Annotated in this window: 18 protein-coding genes and 1 pseudogene; 10 read left to right on the forward strand and 9 right to left on the reverse strand. The window is 50.4% G+C overall.

Annotated features, from left to right (window positions below; genetic code table 11):
• Positions 1 to 3 precede the first annotated feature (3 nt).
• On the reverse strand, positions 4 to 1,392 hold the full coding sequence (gene ftsY, locus ACX9GV_RS16640; RefSeq protein WP_473196254.1) for a signal recognition particle-docking protein FtsY: 1,389 nt from the start codon (positions 1,390 to 1,392) through the stop codon (positions 4 to 6).
• Between the two features lie 378 nt (positions 1,393 to 1,770).
• Between ftsY and ACX9GV_RS16645 the strand changes: the two genes are divergently transcribed.
• From ACX9GV_RS16645 to ACX9GV_RS16665, 5 genes and pseudogenes are all read left to right on the forward strand, one after another.
• Entirely contained in the window at positions 1,771 to 2,232 is a 462-nt protein-coding gene (locus ACX9GV_RS16645) for a helix-turn-helix domain-containing protein (protein WP_023489685.1), read from the forward strand.
• A complete protein-coding gene (locus ACX9GV_RS16650; RefSeq protein ID WP_473196255.1) occupies positions 2,232 to 2,723 on the forward strand; it encodes a PIN domain-containing protein in 492 nt (163 codons plus the stop codon). Before ACX9GV_RS16645 ends, ACX9GV_RS16650 begins: the two co-directional genes overlap by 1 nt.
• A gap of 298 nt (positions 2,724 to 3,021) precedes the next feature.
• Positions 3,022 to 3,644: pseudogene (gene rsmD, locus ACX9GV_RS16655) on the forward strand (16S rRNA (guanine(966)-N(2))-methyltransferase).
• On the forward strand, positions 3,634 to 3,906 hold the full coding sequence (locus tag ACX9GV_RS16660) for a DUF1145 family protein (RefSeq protein ID WP_473196256.1): 273 nt from the start codon (positions 3,634 to 3,636) through the stop codon (positions 3,904 to 3,906). The pseudogene rsmD and the gene ACX9GV_RS16660 overlap by 11 nt, the downstream one beginning before the upstream one ends.
• 205 nt (positions 3,907 to 4,111) lie before the next feature.
• Positions 4,112 to 4,738 carry a lysoplasmalogenase gene (locus ACX9GV_RS16665; protein ID WP_023492107.1) on the forward strand — a complete coding sequence of 209 codons (627 nt, stop codon included), beginning with the start codon at positions 4,112 to 4,114 and terminating at the stop codon, positions 4,736 to 4,738.
• A 239-nt stretch (positions 4,739 to 4,977) separates the two neighbouring features.
• On the opposite strand, the gene ACX9GV_RS16670 is transcribed toward ACX9GV_RS16665, so the two are convergent.
• The 4 genes from ACX9GV_RS16670 to ACX9GV_RS16685 form a co-directional block, all read right to left on the reverse strand.
• Positions 4,978 to 6,207, reverse strand: a complete 1,230-nt coding sequence (locus ACX9GV_RS16670) for an SGNH/GDSL hydrolase family protein (protein ID WP_473196257.1) — start codon at positions 6,205 to 6,207, stop codon at positions 4,978 to 4,980.
• Positions 6,173 to 7,513: an SGNH/GDSL hydrolase family protein gene (locus ACX9GV_RS16675; RefSeq protein WP_473196258.1), complete on the reverse strand. Its 1,341-nt coding sequence runs from the start codon at positions 7,511 to 7,513 to the stop codon at positions 6,173 to 6,175. Before ACX9GV_RS16675 ends, ACX9GV_RS16670 begins: the two co-directional genes overlap by 35 nt.
• Entirely contained in the window at positions 7,500 to 8,918 is a 1,419-nt protein-coding gene (locus ACX9GV_RS16680; protein ID WP_473196259.1) for an MBOAT family O-acyltransferase, read from the reverse strand. Before ACX9GV_RS16680 ends, ACX9GV_RS16675 begins: the two co-directional genes overlap by 14 nt.
• Positions 8,919 to 9,140: 222 nt before the next feature.
• Positions 9,141 to 9,929, reverse strand: a complete 789-nt coding sequence (locus ACX9GV_RS16685; RefSeq protein WP_473196260.1) for a protein bax — start codon at positions 9,927 to 9,929, stop codon at positions 9,141 to 9,143.
• 287 nt (positions 9,930 to 10,216) lie between these two features.
• On the opposite strand from ACX9GV_RS16685, the gene ACX9GV_RS16690 reads away from it, so the two are divergent.
• Complete coding sequence (locus tag ACX9GV_RS16690; RefSeq protein ID WP_473196261.1) at positions 10,217 to 12,535, forward strand: zinc/cadmium/mercury/lead-transporting ATPase; 2,319 nt, start codon at positions 10,217 to 10,219, stop codon at positions 12,533 to 12,535.
• Between the two features lie 64 nt (positions 12,536 to 12,599).
• Here ACX9GV_RS16690 and tusA read toward each other — a convergent pair whose 3' ends face one another.
• On the reverse strand, positions 12,600 to 12,851 hold the full coding sequence (gene tusA / locus ACX9GV_RS16695) for a sulfurtransferase TusA (RefSeq protein ID WP_023489555.1): 252 nt from the start codon (positions 12,849 to 12,851) through the stop codon (positions 12,600 to 12,602).
• A 206-nt stretch (positions 12,852 to 13,057) separates the two neighbouring features.
• On the opposite strand from tusA, the gene ACX9GV_RS16700 reads away from it, so the two are divergent.
• Both ACX9GV_RS16700 and ACX9GV_RS16705 read left to right on the forward strand, forming a co-directional pair.
• Positions 13,058 to 13,729 carry a 7-cyano-7-deazaguanine/7-aminomethyl-7-deazaguanine transporter gene (locus ACX9GV_RS16700; protein ID WP_473196262.1) on the forward strand — a complete coding sequence of 224 codons (672 nt, stop codon included), beginning with the start codon at positions 13,058 to 13,060 and terminating at the stop codon, positions 13,727 to 13,729.
• Positions 13,730 to 13,827: 98 nt separating this feature from the next.
• Positions 13,828 to 14,391 carry a DcrB family lipoprotein gene (locus ACX9GV_RS16705; protein ID WP_473196263.1) on the forward strand — a complete coding sequence of 188 codons (564 nt, stop codon included), beginning with the start codon at positions 13,828 to 13,830 and terminating at the stop codon, positions 14,389 to 14,391.
• Positions 14,392 to 14,471: 80 nt separating this feature from the next.
• Here the strand turns inward: ACX9GV_RS16705 and glpC are convergent, their stop codons facing one another.
• The 3 genes from glpC to glpA are packed head-to-tail and all read right to left on the reverse strand — an operon-like array spanning position 14,472 to position 18,578.
• A complete protein-coding gene (glpC, locus tag ACX9GV_RS16710) occupies positions 14,472 to 15,671 on the reverse strand; it encodes an anaerobic glycerol-3-phosphate dehydrogenase subunit GlpC (RefSeq protein ID WP_473196264.1) in 1,200 nt (399 codons plus the stop codon).
• Positions 15,668 to 16,939, reverse strand: coding sequence for a glycerol-3-phosphate dehydrogenase subunit GlpB (glpB, locus tag ACX9GV_RS16715; protein ID WP_473198056.1), 1,272 nt, complete (start codon positions 16,937 to 16,939; stop codon positions 15,668 to 15,670). The genes glpC and glpB overlap by 4 nt, the downstream gene beginning before the upstream one ends.
• Positions 16,929 to 18,578, reverse strand: a complete 1,650-nt coding sequence (glpA, locus tag ACX9GV_RS16720) for an anaerobic glycerol-3-phosphate dehydrogenase subunit A (protein ID WP_473196265.1) — start codon at positions 18,576 to 18,578, stop codon at positions 16,929 to 16,931. Before glpA ends, glpB begins: the two co-directional genes overlap by 11 nt.
• A 333-nt stretch (positions 18,579 to 18,911) precedes the next feature.
• Between glpA and glpT the strand changes: the two genes are divergently transcribed.
• Entirely contained in the window at positions 18,912 to 20,264 is a 1,353-nt protein-coding gene (gene glpT, locus ACX9GV_RS16725; RefSeq protein WP_023489561.1) for a glycerol-3-phosphate transporter, read from the forward strand.
• A gap of 79 nt (positions 20,265 to 20,343) precedes the next feature.
• A complete protein-coding gene (glpQ, locus tag ACX9GV_RS16730; RefSeq protein WP_473196266.1) occupies positions 20,344 to 21,435 on the forward strand; it encodes a glycerophosphodiester phosphodiesterase in 1,092 nt (363 codons plus the stop codon).
• Positions 21,436 to 21,438: the final 3 nt, after the last annotated feature.

The following is a 21,438-nucleotide window of genomic DNA, read 5'->3' on the forward strand; positions in this document are numbered from 1 at the left end:
GTATTAGTCCTCTCGGGCAAAAAGTGCCTCAATAAAATCGCCAGCCTTAAATGGCCGTAAATCTTCGATCCCTTCACCAACACCAATATAACGGATCGGAATACTGAGCTGATCGGCGATCGCAAAGATCACCCCACCTTTGGCGGTACCATCCAGTTTAGTCAGCGCGATACCGGTCAAACCGACAGCTTCATTAAATAATCTCGCCTGACTCAGCGCATTTTGCCCGGTACTGGCATCCAGCGTCAGCATAACCTCATGAGGGGCCTGGTCGTCCAGTTTTTTCATGACGCGCACAATCTTCTTCAACTCCTCCATCAAGTGCGCCTTATTCTGCAAGCGACCAGCGGTATCGGCGAGCAATACATCAATATTACGGGCTTTAGCCGCTTGTACTGCGTCGAAGATCACCGAGGCGGAATCAGCACCCGTATGTTGAGCTATCACCGGAATACGATTACGCTCCCCCCAAACCTGCAATTGCTCAACCGCCGCTGCACGGAAAGTATCACCTGCGGCCAGCATGACGGATTTACCCTCAGCTTGGAACTGACGTGCCAGCTTACCGATAGTGGTTGTTTTACCGACACCGTTAACCCCCACCATCAGGATCACAAAGGGGGTTTTACCGCTGACATCCAGTGGCTGATCCACTTTGAGCAAAATATCTGCCATCTCTTCTTTCAGCTTGCCATAAAGCGCTTCCGCATCTTTCAACTGCTGATGGCTGGCATGTTCTGTCAGGGAGGTAATGATTTTACGTGTGGTATCCACACCCACATCGGCGATCAACAGCTGTTCTTCCAACTCATCAAACAGATCATCGTCAATCTTCTTGCCGCGGAACAGACTGATAAAGCCAGAACCCAGGTTTTGTTTGGTTTTCAGCAAACTCCGTTTAAGCCGGGTGAAAAAACCTTCTTTGGTGGGGCGTTCCTGTTCTTGTGCTACCGCGGGTTCTGGTTGCTCCTGCTCCTCCACCATCGCTTCAATCAATGGGGGTTCTGGCTCAATCTCAATAATGGCGGGAGGCGCTTCAACTTCAAATTTAACTTCAACTTCAACTTCCACGTCGACTTCGGGAGCCCGTAGTTCAGGTTCAGCAGACAGCGGTAATGGCTCGGCCACTGGAGTGCTATGTTCAACCAACGCCGGGACATTTTCGGCAATCGGTTCACCACTCAACGTAGCATCCCATTCCCCTGGCGTTTCTATCACTTCAGCGGGTGCGGACGCCATAACGGGAACTTGGTCATCCAACGTGCTAGCTGTGGGGGTTTCTGTAACCTGATGTTCCACCGATTCGCTGGCTGGCTCAGGTTGCTGTGATTCCTCTTCTTTTTGACTTAAACCCAACCAGGAGAAAAAACCACGTTTCTTTTCTTTTGCCATGTTCTGATCCTGCTCCGTACCAATGGCTTGCCAATGCGAAAAATCAATCCAACAAGTCTATCACTTTCCCTCGTCTAGCAACACGCATCCGGCATGCTTTCAATCCGCTAATCCAGTAACAAAAAACCCGCTTCTTGTCCCTGGTGTATTTTCCCTCTCTATCGCCATTCAAGCTATAAAGCTGTTAATGACGTTACAAGGCCCAAGCCTTCCCCCTTTGACTTATCGAACTCGATTTTTATTTTTCGTTTGTTTCGTTTATTGCGGTTTTCGATTATTTCGTATAATCTACTAATAGCCGTTGCTGCATTCACTAAACCTGAAACTAACTCGCTAATATTAATAATCTAAATTAATTAGATAAACTGGAACACTCAAATGACCAACTCAATTATTGATAGCTTGAGCCTTCCGGCTCCAAGGGAAATTGAGGCCGCTGTACGTGGACAAAGAGAGCTTGCAGCCTATCTCTCCACTAAGATGGAAACACAAAAAATATCGATTCAGGACGCAGATAACAACACCCACCAGATCGAATTGCCGACGTCTTCACTGACACTGCTGATGTCGATTTTAGGTGAGCTGGCCGTGGGTAACGCCGTTCAGGTTGTTCCTGTGCATGCTGAATTAACCACGCAGGAAGCCGCTAACATTCTGAATGTTTCACGCCCTCACATGGTGAAACTCCTGGAAGAGGGGAAGCTACCTTTTCATAAAACCGGTCGTCACCGCCGTGTACTTTTCGCTGACCTGATGGACTATAAACACCATCGGGATAACGAAAGCAGTAAAGCAATGCAGGAGTTGGCAGACCATAGTCAGGATCTCGGACTTTACTAATGACTCATACACCTTATCCGGTAGTGTTAGATGCTTGCGTACTTTATCCCTCTTTCCTGCGCGATTTATTAATCCACTTGGGGCTAACGGGACTGTATCAGCCCAGATGGACAGCCATAATTGAGGATGAGTGGCAACGTAATTTACGGGCAAATAGACCTGACTTAACCCCGGAGAAAATATCGCGAACAAGCGAGTTGATGAATAAGAGTGTTCCTGATGCAATGGTGACCGGATTCGAACCGCTCATTCCAGGCATCATGCTTCCTGACCCTGACGATCGGCATGTGGTTGCAGCCGCCGTCCGCAGTAACGCCGAAATTATCGTTACATTTAACCTGAAAGACTTTCCCCAGTCCTCGCTCAATAACTTCGATATTGAAGCCCTACACCCTGATGACTTCGTTACAGATCTGTTCGATTTGAACCAGGCGTTTGTGTTATCCGCAGTAAACAAACAGCGTCACAACATGAAGAAACCACCAAAATAAGTCGAGGAGTATCTTACTGGACTACTGAGGCAAGGCTTACCACAAACAGTAAAACAATTAAGCCAGTTCCACGCTCTCATTTAATCCACTTACCTGCAGTCAATTACGACTCTTGCAGCCTAAACTCAGCGTCAAAGAGATGACGCCGAGTTGCGTTCTGCTCAGCTCAACCCTGCACCGCCCACGCTACGGCACAAGCACGGTTCAAAACACAAAGCGTTTTATCCTGCAACTTGAATGAACTTGAGTATAGAATAGTAGTAACTTTTCGGTAACCTTACTCTTTTAAGATGTTGTTATGGCAAAAATAGCGGCACACGGTATACGTAAAACACCGCATTCCAGCTCTGCGGGGCAGATCCGCATCATCGGTGGTCAATGGCGCGGGCGAAAGTTGCCCGTTCCTAACAGTGAAGGGTTGCGTCCTACCACTGATCGCGTGCGTGAAACTTTATTCAACTGGTTAGCCCCGGTGATCCAGGGGGCCCGTTGCCTGGATTGCTTTGCCGGTAGTGGTGCATTAGGGTTGGAGGCGCTATCTCGCTACGCAGAAAGTGCCACGCTGTTGGAATATCAGCGCCCGGTAGCACAGCAACTGGAGAAAAACCTGGCATTACTGAACGGCAATGGCAGTGTGATTAATACCAACGCATTAACCTGGCTGGGGGAAAAGGGTCCCCCTTTGATGTGGTATTTCTCGATCCGCCTTTTCGCCAAGGACTACTGACTGAAACCATGACGCTACTGGAACAACAAGGTTGGCTGGCGGATGAAGCTTGGATTTATGTCGAAGCTGAAGCCGAAAGCGCTGCCAGCGAAGTCCCGGTGACCTGGAAATTACACCGCGAAAAAGTTGCCGGTCAGGTGGCTTACCGCCTTTACACCCGATCCGTTGAAGAGAAAACCGAAGATGCTGATTAATCTGGGCCGTTTATTAATGCTCTGTGTCTGGGGTTTTCTCCTCGCTAATCTGTTTAACCCGTTCCCCAAACCCCTGAAATATTTTATCGATATAGCCCTATTCTTTATGGTGGTCATGCACGGGTTGCAGTTGGTACTACTCAAATCAACGCAACCGAAAGAGAGTCCAATCAGCCGCTGGCAAGAAACCAAAATCTTTATTTTTGGCGTTTTTGAGCTGCTGGCATGGAATAAAAAACAATCTCCAGTTAAAAAAAAGTAATCAGGACCAGTGTGTTACTACTTGCGGTGATATAAAGTGTACACTGACAGAATGACAATCTAGGCACCGATACCCAAGTGATCGGGTGATACCAGTAAACGGCAATCGAGCCCGATAAATTGATCCATTGGGTGAGAAGATACAGCCAATACCACGGTATCGCTGAAAGGCGATGGGTCGATGCCAATGAAAGAAGGAAGAGACTATGAGTTGGCCGTTCCTTGCTGTATTTTTTTCCGGTTGGCTGTTCGTTGATGCCTCCTACCGTGGACCCCATTGGCAACGCTGGGTATTCAAACCCGTCACGTTACTCCTATTACTGTTATTAGCCTGGCAAGCCCCGGAGTTAGGCGTAGCGGGTTACCTAATCGTCTTTGGCCTGCTGGCAACCTTGGCCGGTGACATCTTATTGCAACTCCCCAATGAACGGTTGCTGTACGCCATTGGCGCGTTCTTCCTGTCGCATTTGCTGTATACCCTGAGTTTCGCCAGTCAGATGACCTTTAGTTTTTTCTGGCCGTTGCCCTTGGTCTTACTGGCCTTTGGTGCGTTATTATTGGCTACCATCTGGAGCCGGCTGGAAGAGATGCGCTGGCCGATCACTACGCTGGTGGTGATGACACTGCTGATGGTCTGGATAGCTGGCGAGCATTATTTCCTGCGCAGCACTGACCTGGCCTTCTCACTGCTGATAGGTTCTTTATTGCTGCTGGTGGCCAATGCGGTCTGGCTGCTGAACCGTTACCGGTTTACCTTCCGCGCTGCCGATGGGGTCACGGCTTTCTGCTATTTCGTTGGCCATTTCCTGATTGTGCGCTCACTCTATTTGTAGTTCACATTATCGTTCCCAGCAGGTTCGGTGCGCCGAACCTGCTTTCCCTCGACTAAATTAATCTCAATACATTCTTCGCCTCTAATCGATTAGATTGGGCTACTTGGTCATGGGCCACGGTAAATTCAGATTGGCGTTACACTCTCCTGACAGTGTTCAAGCAGAGCACGAATAAAAAATAGGAGGTGGGTCAGCGGCGAGAATTAATCACGCCAGCATTCACTGGCGTGATGATTTTCTTACTGTTGGCTTATCAGGACATCCAGTGCTTTGTAAAGCGCTTTGGCACTACGCTCATAACCACCAACAGTGAAGTGAACTTTATCTGGCCTGGCCAGACCGTTCTGTGCCCAGTTATTCATGGCACAATCGCCGCCCATATACTGTTGCCAGTCCCAATAGAGCAATCCTTCACTTTTCGCCACCGACTGCTGGACCTTAATCACGTTGCGTAGATTGGCGGGTTGTTGTGAATGACAGTCCGGTGCAGCTTTGTTTTTAATGCTATCCCCGGGGCCGACCAGCAGGATCACCGCATTGGGTATTGTTTGACGAATTTTACCGACAATTGATGTCAGTTGTTCACGGTAAAGCGCCAGATCGAGGGTGTCATTAAAGGCTTCATTAGTCCCGTAAGCGAGGATCACCATATCCGGTGCGGTATCCGCCAAAGTATTGATCCATTGCGCTGCCCATTTATCCATCATCGCAATGGTCGCACCGTTGATGCCCACAGAAGATAGCATCACCCCGGGATGATCACGGGTAATCAACCAACCACCAATGTTGAGCGACGTTTGCTGATTGGTGGTGATGGTCGCGGGGAATACCACTGGAACGGGCTCAGAAAAACGCCATCCAGAAGAGGGTTGCAGGTTCAACATACCCACATTATTGGATTGTACCGTGAGCGATGCGGGATAATCAGCCTGATACAGAGCCTGCATATTATACTGATTTACTGAAGCATTTCGCTCTTTCATCATCAGAGAACTATGCCCGGTCAATGGCGAAATGATAAAACCGCCCAGCGGGAAATTCGGTGCGTTATCTTTCCTGCTGGTCAGGAACGACCACTGTTTTTTGGGTTCGGTGAAAATCAAATTAGCGCTACGCTGCCCAACGATATTACTGGGTGGTACCAAACCAATCCCGGCATCGCCGTAACGTGCCTGGAATTTATCACGCAGTGCACCGGAAAAGAAATCCGCCGCCGTATGGGAATCCCCCATCTGCACGATATGCACGCGAGCGGAAGGATCGCGCAGCCGCTGGGTAAAACGGTTAAAATTCGGCTCGCCGAAATTGGTCAAATCATTATGTGCCCCCAGTTGCACCTCAGTTTGCGGCTGTTGCTCTGGTTGCTTTTCTTTCGTCAATTGACAAGAGAGCAAACCGAAGATAGCAGCGAAACAAAGACCTTTTTTTAATAGGTTACGGTGCCTCAACGGGTGTTTTTGTTGTTTCATGATGTGTTTCTTCTTGCGCCTCAGGCTGCTCATCCGGTGCGGCGTTAAATTTAATCATACTCAATACCGTATCTGCGAGAATTTTCTGCCCTTTATAGGTGAAATGGATGCCATCCCCACTGCGTAGCTTGATGTTGCTGCTATTGTCACCGATATAATCGGAATAGGTATTGCCCTGATATTTAAAAATTATATTTGCGGAAAGCCAGACCTGCCCTGCCTGGGAGACTTCCGACTGATAGAGATCACTGAGGTAGTGTACACCATTCGACAACTTCTCTTTGCGCATATTCGGCGGCCCGATCCAGATAACATCCACGTGATATTGCTCTGCCGCTATCAAGATATCCTGGATCCGCTTGCGATACTGGGCTTCCCACTCTGGTGAAGTAAAGCGCAAATAGCGCCCGCCGCCCCCTTCAGACGGCATATCCCAGGGGTCATTGGGCCCGAGGAACACCACCATCAACCGAATATTCGGATGAGTCTTCAAGGTATTCCTGACTGTTTCCGGCCAATTGAAGAATTTCGGATACGCCAAGCCGGTGCTCTGCTTACTGAGGTTAAGGCTTTGAATACCGTAGTTTTTGGTGAGCTGTGATTGTAGCACTGGGGCAACCCCCTGCATGAGGGAATCACCGACAAAGAAAACAGCATCGCCCTTGGCAAGCTCAATGACTGATTTCGCTGTTTTCTTCACCGCTACCTGTTCAACGCCCTGTTCCGAATTCGATTTCAACGACGCTCTAACGACCACGAGATGATGACGATTCAACAATTCCGGGAACGGCACCGACAATCCAACTACCGGATGGAGATAACCATTAATAAAATGTAACCCCACCTGAAATCCTTGCGAAGATTCCACACTGCTCGCCATGGTCTCTTTAACCGATTCTGTCCGTTCTGTCGATTCTGTCGGTTCTGTCGATTCTGTCCGTTCTGTCGATTCTGTCCGTTCTGTCGATTCTGTCCGTTCTGTCAGTTCTGTCCGTTCTGTCAGTTCTGTCAGTTCTGTCAGTTCTGTCCGTTCTGTCGGTTCAACGGTTTCGACAATATGATTACCCTGAATATGCAACCACATCGTCTCCCCGGCACTCGCCCCCCCCTCTAAAAGATAGCCACCGAGATCCCACGCGTAATATCCCTGTAATCTTGCCCATGGTGCAGACTGGTGATACATCTGCTGCCAGTAGCGCTCCAGCGCACTCTGATTTATCCAGACCAGCGCAAAAGTTGTTATCACAACGATAAAGACCACTTTCAGCGCACGCTCAACATTTTCTGTAAAATCAAAAGTTTGCATAAATAAAACCCGGCATACCTGAAGGCGATAAAATGAAAACCAACGTCATAAAAAGTGCCAGCGGCAGCGGATAATAAATCCACGAAACACGCTGATAATGTCGACCCACCCAGTGATACAGCGCAACGCACTGCGGATACAGCAATAACAGCCCCCAAAACGCAATAAGCATCGGCGCACTGGTGAGAAACGACTCACCCCATCCACCGGTAGTCAGTTGTGTCAACATGGTGATTGCATCGTTAAAGGTGGCACTGCGGAAGAAAATCCACGTCAGGCAGACCATATGGAAGGTAAAAATACGCGCCAGCCAAACGTTGGTTTTCTGCCATATTGAGGTAGCGGGGCCTTGATGCAATGGGAAGAGCTTATGTTTGATGTTTATCAACACGATCCCCACCCCGTGGAGCGCCCCCCAGATGATAAACGGCAGACCAACACCATGCCAAATACCCGAGATCACCATGGCAATAAAAGCATTTATATTCATGCGGAATGTACCTTTCCGGTTTCCGCCGAGGGGAATATAGACGTAATCACGAATGAACTTGGATAAACTGATGTGCCAGCGTGCCCAAAACTCTTTCAAGTTAGTGGCGAGGTAAGGGGCATTAAAGTTCACGGGTAACACAAAGCCGAGCAACATCGCGATCCCCGTCACCAGATTGGTATAGCCGGAGAAATTAAAGTAGATATTCCACGCGTAGGCGTAAACCGCCACCAGGTTCTCCCCGGCATTGTAACTGACTGGCGAACTGAACACCGGGTTGACAAAATTCTCAGATAAATAGGCGCTGAACAAAAATAATTTCACCATCGACAGGATAATGAGTAACAGCGCTTTTTTATAATCGATAACTTCTCGTGATCCCGCCTGAACCTGCGGCATAAAGGTGAGTGCGCGATTAATCGGACCGGCCACGATACTCGGAAAGAAGCAGAGATAAAGCACCACATCCCAAAAAGGGGCTTTTTCGATCTCTTTACGGCAGACAGACACCACATAACTCACTGAGTGGAATACATAGAAAGAGAGTCCCAGCGGTGCAAGCATGGCGAGTGTCGGCAGCTCAGCCTCAATGCCAGCCTGATTCAGCACTCCTTGCAGTGATTCCTGTAAAAAACCGTAGTACTTGAAAACGATAAAACTACCGACGATCCCGATTCCTAACAGACTATATATCCAACGTGACGATAAATAGCCGCTAAGAACATTTGCCAGCAGGTAAATAAACAACGTATACCCTGCCAGAACATAAGCAAAGTTCGCTTGGAACGAAAAAACAAAAAGATAACTCGCTGTGATTAAAAGAATGTTTTGTAATCGAACATTTTTTTGACAGAGCCAGTAAGCCAGAAAAAAAGGGGTAAAACAGGCAATAAATTCAAATGAAAAGAAATTCATATCAGACTCTGCACAGACGAACGAAGAACGCAGAGTATAATAAAATTTATCAAATAATATTCAATAGGAATACTCGTATTCAATCTAAATCACTAACTGATGGAAAATCACCAGGATTGATTCGATTGCCGACCCGCGGCGAGTGGATTGAACTTGGGGATATGAAATAGAACATCAATCTACCCTCCTGGCTCAGTGAACCAGGAGGGTACGATTTATGATTTATGAGTTCCGGGCCACTTTCTGGGCCTTCGAAATCAGTGTCTTATTACTGTCATACATCTGCAGCAGATAGCGGTTATAGGAGGCACCCTTCTGAGAATAACCTGATAGCTGACGGATCAGTTCTGGTGTACTCAGTGAATCATCCTCACCCAGACGCTGTTTTGCCCGCTCTGAACGCAGTGAGTTATACGCCTTATGTGTATTCATATTCTTAATGTAGGCGATAACACCGTCCTCAACGGTTTTGTAAGCGTAATAACCTTTCACCTGACCTGGTGCGGTAACGCAGTTTTGTCCGCAACGCAAACCAAAAAGGTTGTTGTTGGATTGAGCCAGTTTTGATGTGCCCCAACCGGATTCCGTTGCAGCCTGTGTGGCAACGAAGTGGGTAGGCAAAATATCGACGCGATGTAACAACGAACCCCAGTTGGTACGCTTCGGTGAGTTGCATGTCATATCGTAGCGCTGACACAGGGTTCTGAGCTTGGCGATATCACTCGGTGACCAGTGCTTGGCATCCTGGTGTTCCAGTAACCAGCTCCTGTCATTCATAATTTCACGATTGAGTCTATCAATCGTAGGGACAATGACATTAAGAAACGCTTTCTTACGGGGTGTGCCAGAAGGGTACTTTCGCAAATCAGGCAGCATCTGCAGAGGCTGCTTGCCTTTATGAGAATACTCTATGTTCGTTATGGCACTGGTTGAAGCGAAGCTAAAACCGGTAGTCAATACAAAAATAAAGAAAGCGAATATGGCATTTGTCCTCATTGAAAAAGAGGGCATTTGCTTTTCCTCGTCTGTTGTTTGAACAAAATTCAAACGGATACTAACAAAATAGAAAAGCCATAACCAGATTTTTTCGCAAGCCCCATTGGCTCATTCACGACCAAACTGCGATGGCTTATCCTCATCATCCACGGCAAATCCGCTCCTGCTGGGGCTCAAGAAGCCACCACTGCTGCAACTGGCATAACATTGCGGATCTCACGCTTGACTCTAGAGTCTACTCCAAGGTGTAGACTTTTTATCAGACACCAGCGTTGTTTCAAGTAATTGCCTGAGGGGGCCCTATGCATACTCACCAAGAGCACCACCACCAAGAGAAAAACCAGCAAAACAGTTGCCATTGCAACCATCAACATAGCCAAACACAGCATGGCTGCAGCCATAAAAAAGCGGCAATAGAGGGAAACCCTGCCCATTCGCCTGAACAGCCTCATGAGCACGATAACCAGAATGGCTGTTGCGCCAACCATGATGATCCTGATGAGGAGAGCGACAGTCTGACTGCCGCTCCCCCTCGCGGCAGTCAGCGCTTCACTTGGATAGTGACAGGTATGGATTGCCCCAGTTGCGCAAAAAAAATTGAAAATGCCGTTGCATCACTACCTGGCGTGAATCAGGTACAGGTGCTGTTTGCGACTGAAAAGCTGGTGGTAGATGCCCAGTCAGATATCAGCATCAATGTGCAAAACGCCGTAAAACGCGCGGGGTTTACCCTACTGAGCCCCACAGCCAACCACCAAAACAGTGAAGTTAAAACCATCCACTGGGGGGAATTTACCCCATTATTACAGCTCTCCGGGTTGATGTTCACCAGTTGGATGATTGATATTTTCAACCCACAATGGGGCAATATTGCCTTTATTATCACTGCCCTGGTTGGACTGTTGCCCATTGCCAGCAAAGCGTTACGACTGATTCGTTCAGGTACCCCGTTCGCCATAGAAACATTGATGAGTGTCGCGGCCATCGGCGCACTATTTATTGGTGCCACCGCAGAAGCGGCAATGGTGCTACTGCTATTTATGTTGGGTGAGTTGCTGGAATCCTATGCCGCCAAGCGAGCACGACGTGGCATTAAGGCGTTGATGGCCTTAGTCCCGGAAGATGCCTGGCTGATCCAGGGTAATCAACGTAAGCGTGTTACGGTTGCCAGCCTGCGCCCTGGCGATGTGATAGAAATCGCCCCGGGTGGCCGCTTACCTGCTGACGCTGAATTACTCAACCCGTTTGCCAGCTTTGACGAAAGTGCCTTAACTGGGGAGTCCGTACCAGTAGAGCGCCAGCAAGGGGAGAAAGTCGCGGCTGGCAGTTTGTCTGTCGATCAGGCGGTACAGGTAACCGTCATCTCGGAACCGGGCAACAATGCCATTGACCGCATTCTGCAATTAATTGAAGAAGCCGAAGAGCGCCGTGCTCCCATTGAGCGTTTCATCGACCGCTTTAGCCGTTACTACACCCCGGCGATCATGCTCTTGGCACTGGCAGTGATCCTGATCCCCCCTTTGCTATTGGCGGAGCCTTGGTCGCTGTGGATTTACCGCGGGCTGACATTACTGCTGATCGGTTGCCCATGTGCCTTGGTCATTTCCACACCTGCCGCGATCACTTCCGGGCTGGCGGCAGCAACACGTCGCGGTGCGCTGATTAAAGGCGGGGCAGCCCTGGAGCAGTTGGGGCAAGTACAGACCATCGCGTTCGATAAAACCGGCACATTAACCCAAGGCAAACCCACGGTGACGGATGTATTGCCCGCCGAGGGGATCAGCGAGCAGGTGTTACTGGCCACTGCCGCCGCCGTTGAAGCAGGGTCACACCATCCACTGGCGCAAGCTATCATCAACCATGCGGTAGAACGCGGGGTTGAACTCCCTCTCGCTGAAGGCCGCCGCGCACTGGCCGGTATCGGCGTTGAAGGTATGGTGGCCGGAAAGATCATCCGGATCAGCACACCGGGCAAGCTGGCAGAAAATCAGTTAACCCGCGAATGGCACCACAAAGTAGACACCCTGGAAAATGAGGGGAAAACCGCCGTGGTGGTGCTGGTTGATGGCGCGCCCATTGGCCTGTTGGCCCTGCGCGATGTGTTGCGCGAAGATGCCAAGCTGGCGCTGACCCAACTGGCAGCGTTAGGGATTAGTAGCCTGATGCTCACTGGTGATAACCCACGCGCTGCCGCCGCCATCGCCAGTGAGCTGGGGATCGACTATCGCGCCGGATTAATGCCAGAAGATAAAGTGCGGATAGTCAGTGAACTGAGCAAACAGCAGCACACCGCCATGATTGGCGATGGCATCAATGATGCCCCAGCCATGAAAGCCGCCAGTATCGGCATCGCTATGGGCAGTGGTACTGATGTGGCGTTGGAAACTGCCGATGCGGCACTGACCCACAATCGGCTGGTGGGAATCACCGAGATGATCCGTATTTCCCGTGCCACTCGGGCCAATATTCGCCAGAACATTACTATTGCGTTAGGGCTGAAAGGGATTTTCCTGGTCACGACTTTGTTGGGGATAACCGGTTTATGGTTGGCAGTACTGGCAGATTCCGGCGCTACCGCACTGGTGACCGCCAATGCCTTACGGCTGTTGAAAAAACGCTGATTTCCCTGGCTCCAGCGAGTTGCAGCTTACCGGCAACTTGCTGAGGCCAGTGTATAAATATCTGTTACTCCGCCAACCCCTTGCGCAACAGATAGCGATACGGTGCCTTATCTGTTTCCTGAGCCAGCAAAGTGTGTTCCATAAAGCGGCAAAAACCCGGTATGTCGCGGGTAGTGGCAGGATCATCGGCAATGATCAGCAAGGTTTTGCCGTTATCCATATAGCGTACCGTTTTACGCACCATCATTACCGGTTCCGGGCAGCGTAATCCCAAGGCATCTAGCGTCTGGTCTGCCTGGGCAAAAATGTCAGTCATATTCTTCTCTCGATCAAAAAACATCCAAGTATACTTACTGGATCTTAACAGCGCTTAGTTTACGCCAGTCGTTTTTTTGCGCAAGATACGTTACCGTTTGCGTTAAATTTAACCATTGCATTCGTTGCGCAAACACGTATCATGCCGCCGCATAGCTAAAAAATGACATGGGTTCCCTCACCCCATCTATCCAAAAAGGTCACATTATGTATTCATTTACCCCCCAGCAACGCTTAACCGCATTGGTTTGGCTTTCGCTCTTTCATATTACCATCATTGCCTCCAGCAACTATCTGGTGCAATTGCCGATCAACATTTTCGGCTTTCACACCACTTGGGGAGCGTTCACCTTCCCATTTATCTTCCTGGCTACTGATTTAACGGTACGGATCTTCGGCGCACCATTGGCACGCAAGATCATTCTTTCCGTGATGATCCCGGCGCTGCTGATCTCCTATATTATTTCTACGGTGACCTTCCAGGGAGAATGGCAAGGGTTTGCGGCTTTAACCCAATTTAACCTGCTTGTAGCACGGATTGCCGTTGCCAGCTTTATGGCCTATGTGTTGGGCCAAATCCTCGATGTCCATGTCTTCAACCGCTTGCGTCAACGCCGTACCTGGTGGGTCGCCCCAGCCGCTGCCATGTTGCTGGGTAATATCAGTGATACCATGGCCTTCTTTTTTATTGCTTTCTACAAAAGCAGTGGCCCTTTTATGGCCGCTAACTGGGTGGAGATCGCACTGGTAGATTACAGCTTTAAGGTCATGATCTGCATGTTGTTCTTCCTGCCGATGTATGGTGTACTGCTGAACATGTTGCTCAAGCGCCTGTCTTCACACCAACAGCAGAGCCAGTTGCCGTTAAGCCAGTGGTAATGCTAGCGTCGTCTCTTATCCTGTGGGATATCTGACACCCAGGTGACTGAGTGCCATACTCCATTTATCTGTTATCTGTAAAAGAATAAGGACGCCCAATGCGTAAAGTAGTGAGATTGATGGCTATCAGCCTGTTGGCACTTGGCCTCGCTGCCTGTGATGGTGCTAACAAAGACAACAAACAACCCGTCAACGGCACGCCGGCAAGTACCCCAGCAAACCAGACGCTGAGCTTATTGGATGGCAAGTTGACCTTCTCACTGCCCAATGGCATGGCAGATCAAAGCAGCAAGCTCAATAGCCAGGTCAATAATCGCTATGTCTATGCCGACAGCAGCGGTCAACGTGTTGTGATCGTGTTGCTGGGGGACAAAACGTCAGAGAGTCTGGAAGTACTGGTTCAACGCCTGGAGCACCAACTACGCACCCGTGATGCCAACCTGGAGGTGCTCAGCAATAAAACCATTGACGCCAATGGCACCCCCATGCGCCAGCTAAACACCATCATCACTAGTAATGGTCAAAAATCCTACACATCCACCCTACTGGCGCTAGTGGATGATAATCTGCTGACCATTCAGATCATACTACCGGCGGATAACCCACAGCAGGCGCAAGACGAAGCACAGCTTATTATCAACACGCTGAAATTCAGCAAGTAACACCCGGTTCAATCCCCGAAGCATCAGTGCCGACGGGGATGGTATTAGGGGTATCGTATTAAGGGTGCAGCTTCTGCACCCTATGCTAAAGCCTGTGCCAACAAGGTAATAGGGTGTTCACAACGCTTGCTGGTGGACATTTCTATCTGCCATTTGCAGGTTTCGCAATCCGTGATCACCATATCCACCCCACTCGCTTCAATCTGCCGAAACAACGAGGCACCAATACCTTGCGCCGTTTGATAGTTCTCCGACTTGAAACCGTAGGTTCCGGCAATGCCACAACATTGTGAATCCAGCACGACCAATTCCAAACCTGGGATCTGCCGCAACAGTTCTAGCGTATAAGCCGTCCAGCCCATTTTTTCCATATGACATGGCGTGTGGTAAGCCACTCGCAGCGGCATCGGGTTGAGTGGCAATGTCCGACCTTGCTGAAGCAAACGGTAGAGGTATCGAGTTGCCAATTCCACTCGCTCACGCACTGCCGAGGTGTCGACATCCAGTAAATGCGGGTACTCATCACGTAGGGTAAACGTACAGCTAGAGGAGGTGGCAACCACGGGAATACCTTGCATCACCACCGCTTTATGCAGTGATTCGGCATTCACTTTGGCCTGCTTTTTCGCTTGTGCCATAAAGCCATTGGCGATAAGTGGTACGCCACAGCACTTTTCACGCTCCAGTAGCTGCACACCAATATCGATGGCGTTAAACACCTTGATCAGATCTTTACCCAACTGGGGATGGTTATAATTGACAAAACAGCCATGGAAAAAGGCCACTTGTTCGGTATAACGCTGCTGCTGTTGCGCCTGCTGGCGGTACCAACGGCGGAAAGTACCAAACGAATATTTTGGCAGCTCACGCCGATGGTCAATCTTCAGCGCTTTATCCAACAGTTTGCGTACCGGTTTCAGGCCAGTGGTGGCGTTAACAATCGGCGCAAACGGGGTTGATAACGAGCCCATAATGTCCGTATGGCTGAGAATGGCATCACGCAGTGTCGGTTTACTCTGGCTGAAATTGGCGCGAGCACGTTGGATAATGTCACCGATTTTCACATCGGAAGGACAGGCCACTTCGCATCGCTTGCAGTTGGTGCAATATTTGAGCGCCTCATCGTAAAGCGCTGGGTCTTTCAACCGTAAACGCTCACCGTCTGGCCCAGCCTGTTTCGGCCCTGGATAGAGAGGATTAACCTTGGCTACCGGGCAGTAGGTGGTACAAACCGTACATTTGATGCAGCTCTCAAAACTCATGTCTTTTGACTGGCTCATTTTACGTTGTGCCCCTCTATAATCTGCTGCGCCACATGCAGGGCACTAATCAACGAAACCCCAGCACCACAACCTTGCTGTAACGGATCATAACCACCGGCCACGGCACCAATGGCATACAGATTAGTGATCGCTTCCCCCTGCTTAAGGGCTCGCAAATTGGCATCGGTTTTTACCCCAAACTGCAGGTAAGGCTGCGCCGCGAAAAAATCCGGGTGACTCCAGTCGGCCCGCTCGGCTTTGCTGAAGACATCCAGCCCGAACACCGGCTCACGGATACCGGCTAAATCAGCGACCAAACCGTTGCTGAAGAAGCTGCCACTCGCCAATACCACCTGCTGCGCGCGCAACGGAATATCCGTGTGATTGCGGGTATACAATCCGCTAATGCGCTGCTGGTCAATACTGGCCCGCAACACGGTATCTCCCGGCATAAAGACACCACCCAGTTGTTGCAAGCGTTGGCGCAATGCCTGGTACAAACGCATCCCCAACACCGAAGGCGGTAAGGTTGGCAGAAGGAAAACCGGCCTGCCCACTGCTTGGCGTAATGCGAGTAACGGCTGGTCACTCTCCAGCCCCAGGCAGGCTGGCAAGAAAATAGCCTCAGCCTCACCCGCCTGTCGCTTCACCTCTTCCGCCAAGGCCGCCAAGTGCTCTGGCAGATCCAGTACACGGGCAATGTTCGCCGCGCGAAATTCACTCGGGTTATTACGCAAACGATCTAAAAGAGGTAAATGCAAAAATGCCGCCTCAGCGATCACCTTTTGTTCTTCAATCAGCGAACTGGCGGCCATCTGCGGTTGGAAATCGAGAAAACCCTCAATACCCAGCACTGCAATATGCTGCCAAGGCAAATTTCCCCCCCACGCAGATACCGGGATCGCCTGCGGACTCAACCAAGTCGCCCGGCGCGTGCCCAGTGGCGTAACACGCAAATGGTTCCACTCACAGCTCCCTTGCATGGCAACCCCACAACGTTGCAGCAACTCCTCCGCCTCCCGCGCTAAGGTCGCAACCTGAGTAGCCCCTAACAGACTGTAAGGATGCTGCGGTGCCTGTTGCTGCAGTGCAGGCAATGCGGCGAGAGGGGAACTGACTGCCGTACCATCAGGCAATTGCGCCAAGAGATCGAGAGAGCCGGAAGAGAAGTAGAGCGCACTCTGGCCACTACTGACCACGGCACAACGCTTGCCAGATTCCGCCAAGCGAATCGCACAGCTCAACCCGGCTAATCCTCCGCCAATCACCACCACATCAAATTGCATCATCCGCCTCCTGTTGGCACTCGCCAGGCGCATCCAAACCACATAAACCTTGATAAACCCAACTGGTGAATTCACTTTCCCGCAGGGCATCGCCCCAGGCAATCGGGCGTACACCTTTCCAGCGCTCATTGAGGAAATGGGAAAGTTGTTCAATAGATTGCTGCGGGGTTGTCACCTTAAAACGCGTCAGTAAACCCGCAGCGCGACAGGCACACAGTTCCCCTTGGCAGGTGCCCATGCCGACACGGGTACGCCGGCGTAAATCGACCAGGTTATTCACCGTCAGCGAGTTCACGGCATAGCGAACTTCCCCGGCGGTGACTGCTTCACACTCACACACCAGGCTGTTATCCAGCCGATTGCCGGACGGCACCAGGCTGGCGAGATCACCATGACGATAGACCGCCGAACCACGGATACTGGCCGGAAGAGAAACCACACTACGCACTGTCTCTTCTGCCGACTGACGAGAACCCGGTAACGCCTCTGTGGCGGTAGTACAAGGCGTATCGACCCCCAGTTTGGCGCACACCTTATCCGTTACCCACTGCGCCATCAGTCGGTAAGTCATCAGTTTACCGCCAGTAATGGTGATAAACCCCTCCAACCCATCGCGCACTGCGTGGTCGAGCAGCACAATGCCTCGGCTGACGCTGCGCCCAGAAGGATCATCATCACAAGCAACCAATGGCCGCACGCCAGCGTAAGCACGCAGAATACGGGTTTGTGCCAATTCAGGTGCCAATAGCGAACCTTCACGGATCAACAGGTCCACTTCCTGCGGCGTGACCACCATATTGTCAATCTGGTCATAATCAATATGCGTCGAGGTGGTACCAATCAGCGAGATGGTATCCCCTGGCACCAGAATGTCGGCATCGGCGGGTTTTCGGCAGCGGTTAATCACCATGTTGTTAATGCGATGCCCCAAGATCAGCAATGCCCCCTTGGCAGGGAACATACGGACACGCAGGTCGGCATACTCGGCAATTTGCTGCCCCCAGATGCCAGCAGCATTCACCACCACCGGCGCATGGATATCATAATGGCGCGCTAATTGATGGTCGAAAACGCGCACGCCGGTCACACGATCAGCTTCACGCAACAACCCCGTCACTTGGTGATAAGTCAGGATCTGTGCGCCATGCTCACGGGCATCGAGCATATTGGCGGCCGTCAAACGGAAAGGATCCACCGTGCCATCCGGCACGCGTACCGCGCCAATCAAGTCAGGATTTGCTGCGGGTTCGAGGTGGCGGGCCAATTGGGGATCAATCGCTTCAGCCTCAATCCCGGCCTGGTGGCAAGCCGAGATAAATTGCTGCTGATACGCCAGTGAATCCTGTGGCAAGGTAATAAACAGGCCATTAGTCGGTTCAATACAGTGATGGGCAATACGCTTAAGGATGCGATTCTCTTCAATGCATTCACGGGCCGATTCACTGTCGGTCACAGCATAACGAGCCCCACTGTGTAACAACCCATGGTTACGCCCTGTAGCCCCGGTAGCAATGTCATGCCGTTCCAATAAAATACAGCGCAATCCCCGTCGCGCGCAGTCACGAGCAATCCCCGCGCCGGTAGCCCCGCCGCCAATGATGATCACTTCCGTTTCAGTCACTGGTGAGTTGTTACTCATCACGCCCCCTAATTCTATGGTCATAGGGCTATTTAGGCATAACCCCAGGAGAATTTGTTTGATAAGGAGCAATAACGAGCAAAAAACGAAAATAAAAAACCACAATAGTGATTCAAATCACGCTAATCACCCCTTGGTCACACTGAAAACGCTAATAAATCACTCAAAAAAACATTAATCGTCATAAATATGTAACAAATGCGCGCCACATCACAGAGAAAAATGCCAGTTTTCACTAGGATGATGCTCGTTATAGAACACTATCCGCTCAATCATCTCCAGGAGATCCGTTTCCTGCTGATGTAATAACTGATAAAGCCATCGGAGGCGCTCATGCTGAGTATATTTAAACCAGCCGCACACATTTCCCGTGTGCCACTCGATAAGGTAGATCCGCTCTACCGTAAGCTGCGCTGGCAAATTTTTATGGGGATTTTCTTTGGTTACGCCGCCTACTATCTGGTGCGTAAAAACTTCACCCTAGCGATGCCGTATCTGGTCGAGCAAGGGTTCAGTCGTGGTGATCTCGGCTTTGCGCTGTCAGGTATTTCCATCGCCTATGGTTTCTCCAAATTTATTATGGGCTCGGTATCTGACCGTTCAAACCCTCGGGTTTTCCTGCCTGCCGGGTTGATCCTCTCCGCCGCTGTGATGTTATTTATGGGTTTTGTGCCTTGGGCTACCTCCAGCATTGCTATCATGTTCGTGCTACTGTTTCTGTGTGGTTGGTTCCAAGGTATGGGCTGGCCGCCTTGTGGTCGTACCATGGTGCACTGGTGGTCACAGAAAGAGCGTGGCGGTATCGTTTCGATATGGAACTGTGCCCATAACGTGGGCGGGGGCTTGCCACCATTGCTGTTCCTGCTCGGTATGGCCTGGTTCAATGACTGGCGTGCTGCACTGTATATGCCTGCGTTTGCCGCGATCCTGGTCGCACTGGTCGCCTTTGCCTTAATGCGTGATACGCCACAATCTTGTGGTTTGCCGCCCATTGAAGAGTACAAAAACGACTATCCAACCGACTACAGCGATAAAGCGGAAGAAGAACTCACTGCCAAGCAAATCTTCATGCAGTATGTCTTGCCTAACAAGTTGTTGTGGTACATCGCCTTCGCCAACGTGTTTGTCTATTTACTGCGTTATGGCATTCTTGACTGGTCGCCAACCTACCTGAAAGAAGTGAAACACTTCACACTGGATAAATCATCCTGGGCCTACTTCCTCTACGAATACGCCGGTATTCCAGGCACCCTGCTGTGTGGCTGGATGTCGGACAAGGTGTTTAAAGGTAACCGTGGTGCCACCGGGGTGTTCTTTATGATCCTGGTCACTATTGCCACCGTTATTTACTGGTTGAACCCGGTGGGCAACCCGGGCATCGATATGGCTTGTATGATCGCCATCGGCTTCCTGATCTACGGCCCAGTGATGTTGATCGGCCTGCACGCCCTCGAGCTGGCACCGAAAAAAGCCGCAGGTACTGCGGCGGGCTTCACCGGTCTGTTCGGTTATCTGGGGGGGTCAGTGATAGCCAGTGCGGTTGTGGGCTACACCGTGGACGCCTTCGGCTGGAATGGCGGTTTTATGGTGTTGATCGGTGGTAGTGTGGGGGCGGTATTGCTGTTACTGCTGACCATGTTCAGTGAGAACAAACACAAGGCAGAACTGGCCGCCAAACGCCATTAACAACATATTTGCATGATTTAAAGGCCGCTTCGCGGCCTTTTTCCTTCCTCTGACAGCAATCAATAAGGAGTACAATGAAATGCGGACTCAAGTTAAAGCCCTGCTAACAGGGATGCTGCTTGTCACCTCAATGGCTACGGCGGTCCAAGCCGCAGAGAAAGTGGTCATTGCTCACCGAGGTGCCAGCGGTTATCTACCGGAACATACGCTACCGGCAAAATCGATGGCTTATGCCATGGGAGCGGATTATCTGGAACAAGATGTGGTCATGACCAAGGATGATAAGCTGATTGTCCTGCACGACCACTACCTGGATCGGGTCACCGATGTCGCGAAAAAATTCCCTGACCGTCACCGTAAAGATGGGCGTTATTATGCCCTCGACTTTACGCTAGCAGAGATTCAGAGCCTGAAGTTTACCGAAGAATTTTTGGTCAAAGATGGCGTTCAGCAGCAGAAGTTCCCTAATCGATTCCCGATGTGGAAGTCCGATTTCCGCATCCATACGCTGCAAGATGAAATTGAGATGATTCAAGGTATGAATCACTCTACCGGCAAAAATGTGGGCATCTATATAGAAACCAAAGCCCCTTGGTTCCACAAAACTGAAGGGAAGGATATCTCCAAAGCTGTATTGGAAGTGCTGAAATCCTACGGTTACACCAAGAAAAGCGATAAGGTCTACTTGCAGAGCTTTGATGCCCCAGACTTGCAACGGGTGAAAAAAGAGCTGCTACCTGCCATGAACATGGACATCAAACTGGTTCAGTTGATCACCAATACTGATGATCAGAAGGTGATCGAAACTATGGAGATCCACCCAGATGGTAGCCTGACCCCCTACAGCTATGACTGGATGCTGAAACCAGGCGGTGCCGCCAAACTGGCTAAATATGCCGATGGTATTGGGCCATGGTATCCCATGATTGTGAAGAGCACTTCAACGCCAGGCCACATTGAGCTGACCACCTTGGCGAAAGAGGCTAAACAGCAAGGCTTGCAGGTCCACCCTTACACCTTCCGTTCTGATCCAGGGCAGGTTCCTCCTTATGCCAAGGATTTCAACGATATGTTGAAAATTTTCTATATCGATGCGGGGGTTGATGGTGTCTTTACCGACTTCCCGGATAAAGCCGTGAAGTTCCTGCAACAACACCAGTTACACCAGTAAACC

The organism is Serratia sp. 25CWL12, assembly GCF_055790885.1.

Coding starts and splice junctions, on each gene's coding strand:
- ftsY (WP_473196254.1), bottom strand. CDS start 1,392: ATGGCAAAAGAAAAGAAACGTGGTTTTTTCTCCTGGTTGGGTTTAAGT.
- ACX9GV_RS16645 (WP_023489685.1), top strand. CDS start 1,771: ATGACCAACTCAATTATTGATAGCTTGAGCCTTCCGGCTCCAAGGGAA.
- ACX9GV_RS16650 (WP_473196255.1), top strand. CDS start 2,232: ATGACTCATACACCTTATCCGGTAGTGTTAGATGCTTGCGTACTTTAT.
- ACX9GV_RS16660 (WP_473196256.1), top strand. CDS start 3,634: ATGCTGATTAATCTGGGCCGTTTATTAATGCTCTGTGTCTGGGGTTTT.
- ACX9GV_RS16665 (WP_023492107.1), top strand. CDS start 4,112: ATGAGTTGGCCGTTCCTTGCTGTATTTTTTTCCGGTTGGCTGTTCGTT.
- ACX9GV_RS16670 (WP_473196257.1), bottom strand. CDS start 6,207: ATGAAACAACAAAAACACCCGTTGAGGCACCGTAACCTATTAAAAAAA.
- ACX9GV_RS16675 (WP_473196258.1), bottom strand. CDS start 7,513: ATGCAAACTTTTGATTTTACAGAAAATGTTGAGCGTGCGCTGAAAGTG.
- ACX9GV_RS16680 (WP_473196259.1), bottom strand. CDS start 8,918: ATGAATTTCTTTTCATTTGAATTTATTGCCTGTTTTACCCCTTTTTTT.
- ACX9GV_RS16685 (WP_473196260.1), bottom strand. CDS start 9,929: ATGCCCTCTTTTTCAATGAGGACAAATGCCATATTCGCTTTCTTTATT.
- ACX9GV_RS16690 (WP_473196261.1), top strand. CDS start 10,217: ATGCATACTCACCAAGAGCACCACCACCAAGAGAAAAACCAGCAAAAC.
- tusA (WP_023489555.1), bottom strand. CDS start 12,851: ATGACTGACATTTTTGCCCAGGCAGACCAGACGCTAGATGCCTTGGGA.
- ACX9GV_RS16700 (WP_473196262.1), top strand. CDS start 13,058: ATGTATTCATTTACCCCCCAGCAACGCTTAACCGCATTGGTTTGGCTT.
- ACX9GV_RS16705 (WP_473196263.1), top strand. CDS start 13,828: ATGCGTAAAGTAGTGAGATTGATGGCTATCAGCCTGTTGGCACTTGGC.
- glpC (WP_473196264.1), bottom strand. CDS start 15,671: ATGAGCCAGTCAAAAGACATGAGTTTTGAGAGCTGCATCAAATGTACG.
- glpB (WP_473198056.1), bottom strand. CDS start 16,939: ATGCAATTTGATGTGGTGGTGATTGGCGGAGGATTAGCCGGGTTGAGC.
- glpA (WP_473196265.1), bottom strand. CDS start 18,578: ATGAGTAACAACTCACCAGTGACTGAAACGGAAGTGATCATCATTGGC.
- glpT (WP_023489561.1), top strand. CDS start 18,912: ATGCTGAGTATATTTAAACCAGCCGCACACATTTCCCGTGTGCCACTC.
- glpQ (WP_473196266.1), top strand. CDS start 20,344: ATGCGGACTCAAGTTAAAGCCCTGCTAACAGGGATGCTGCTTGTCACC.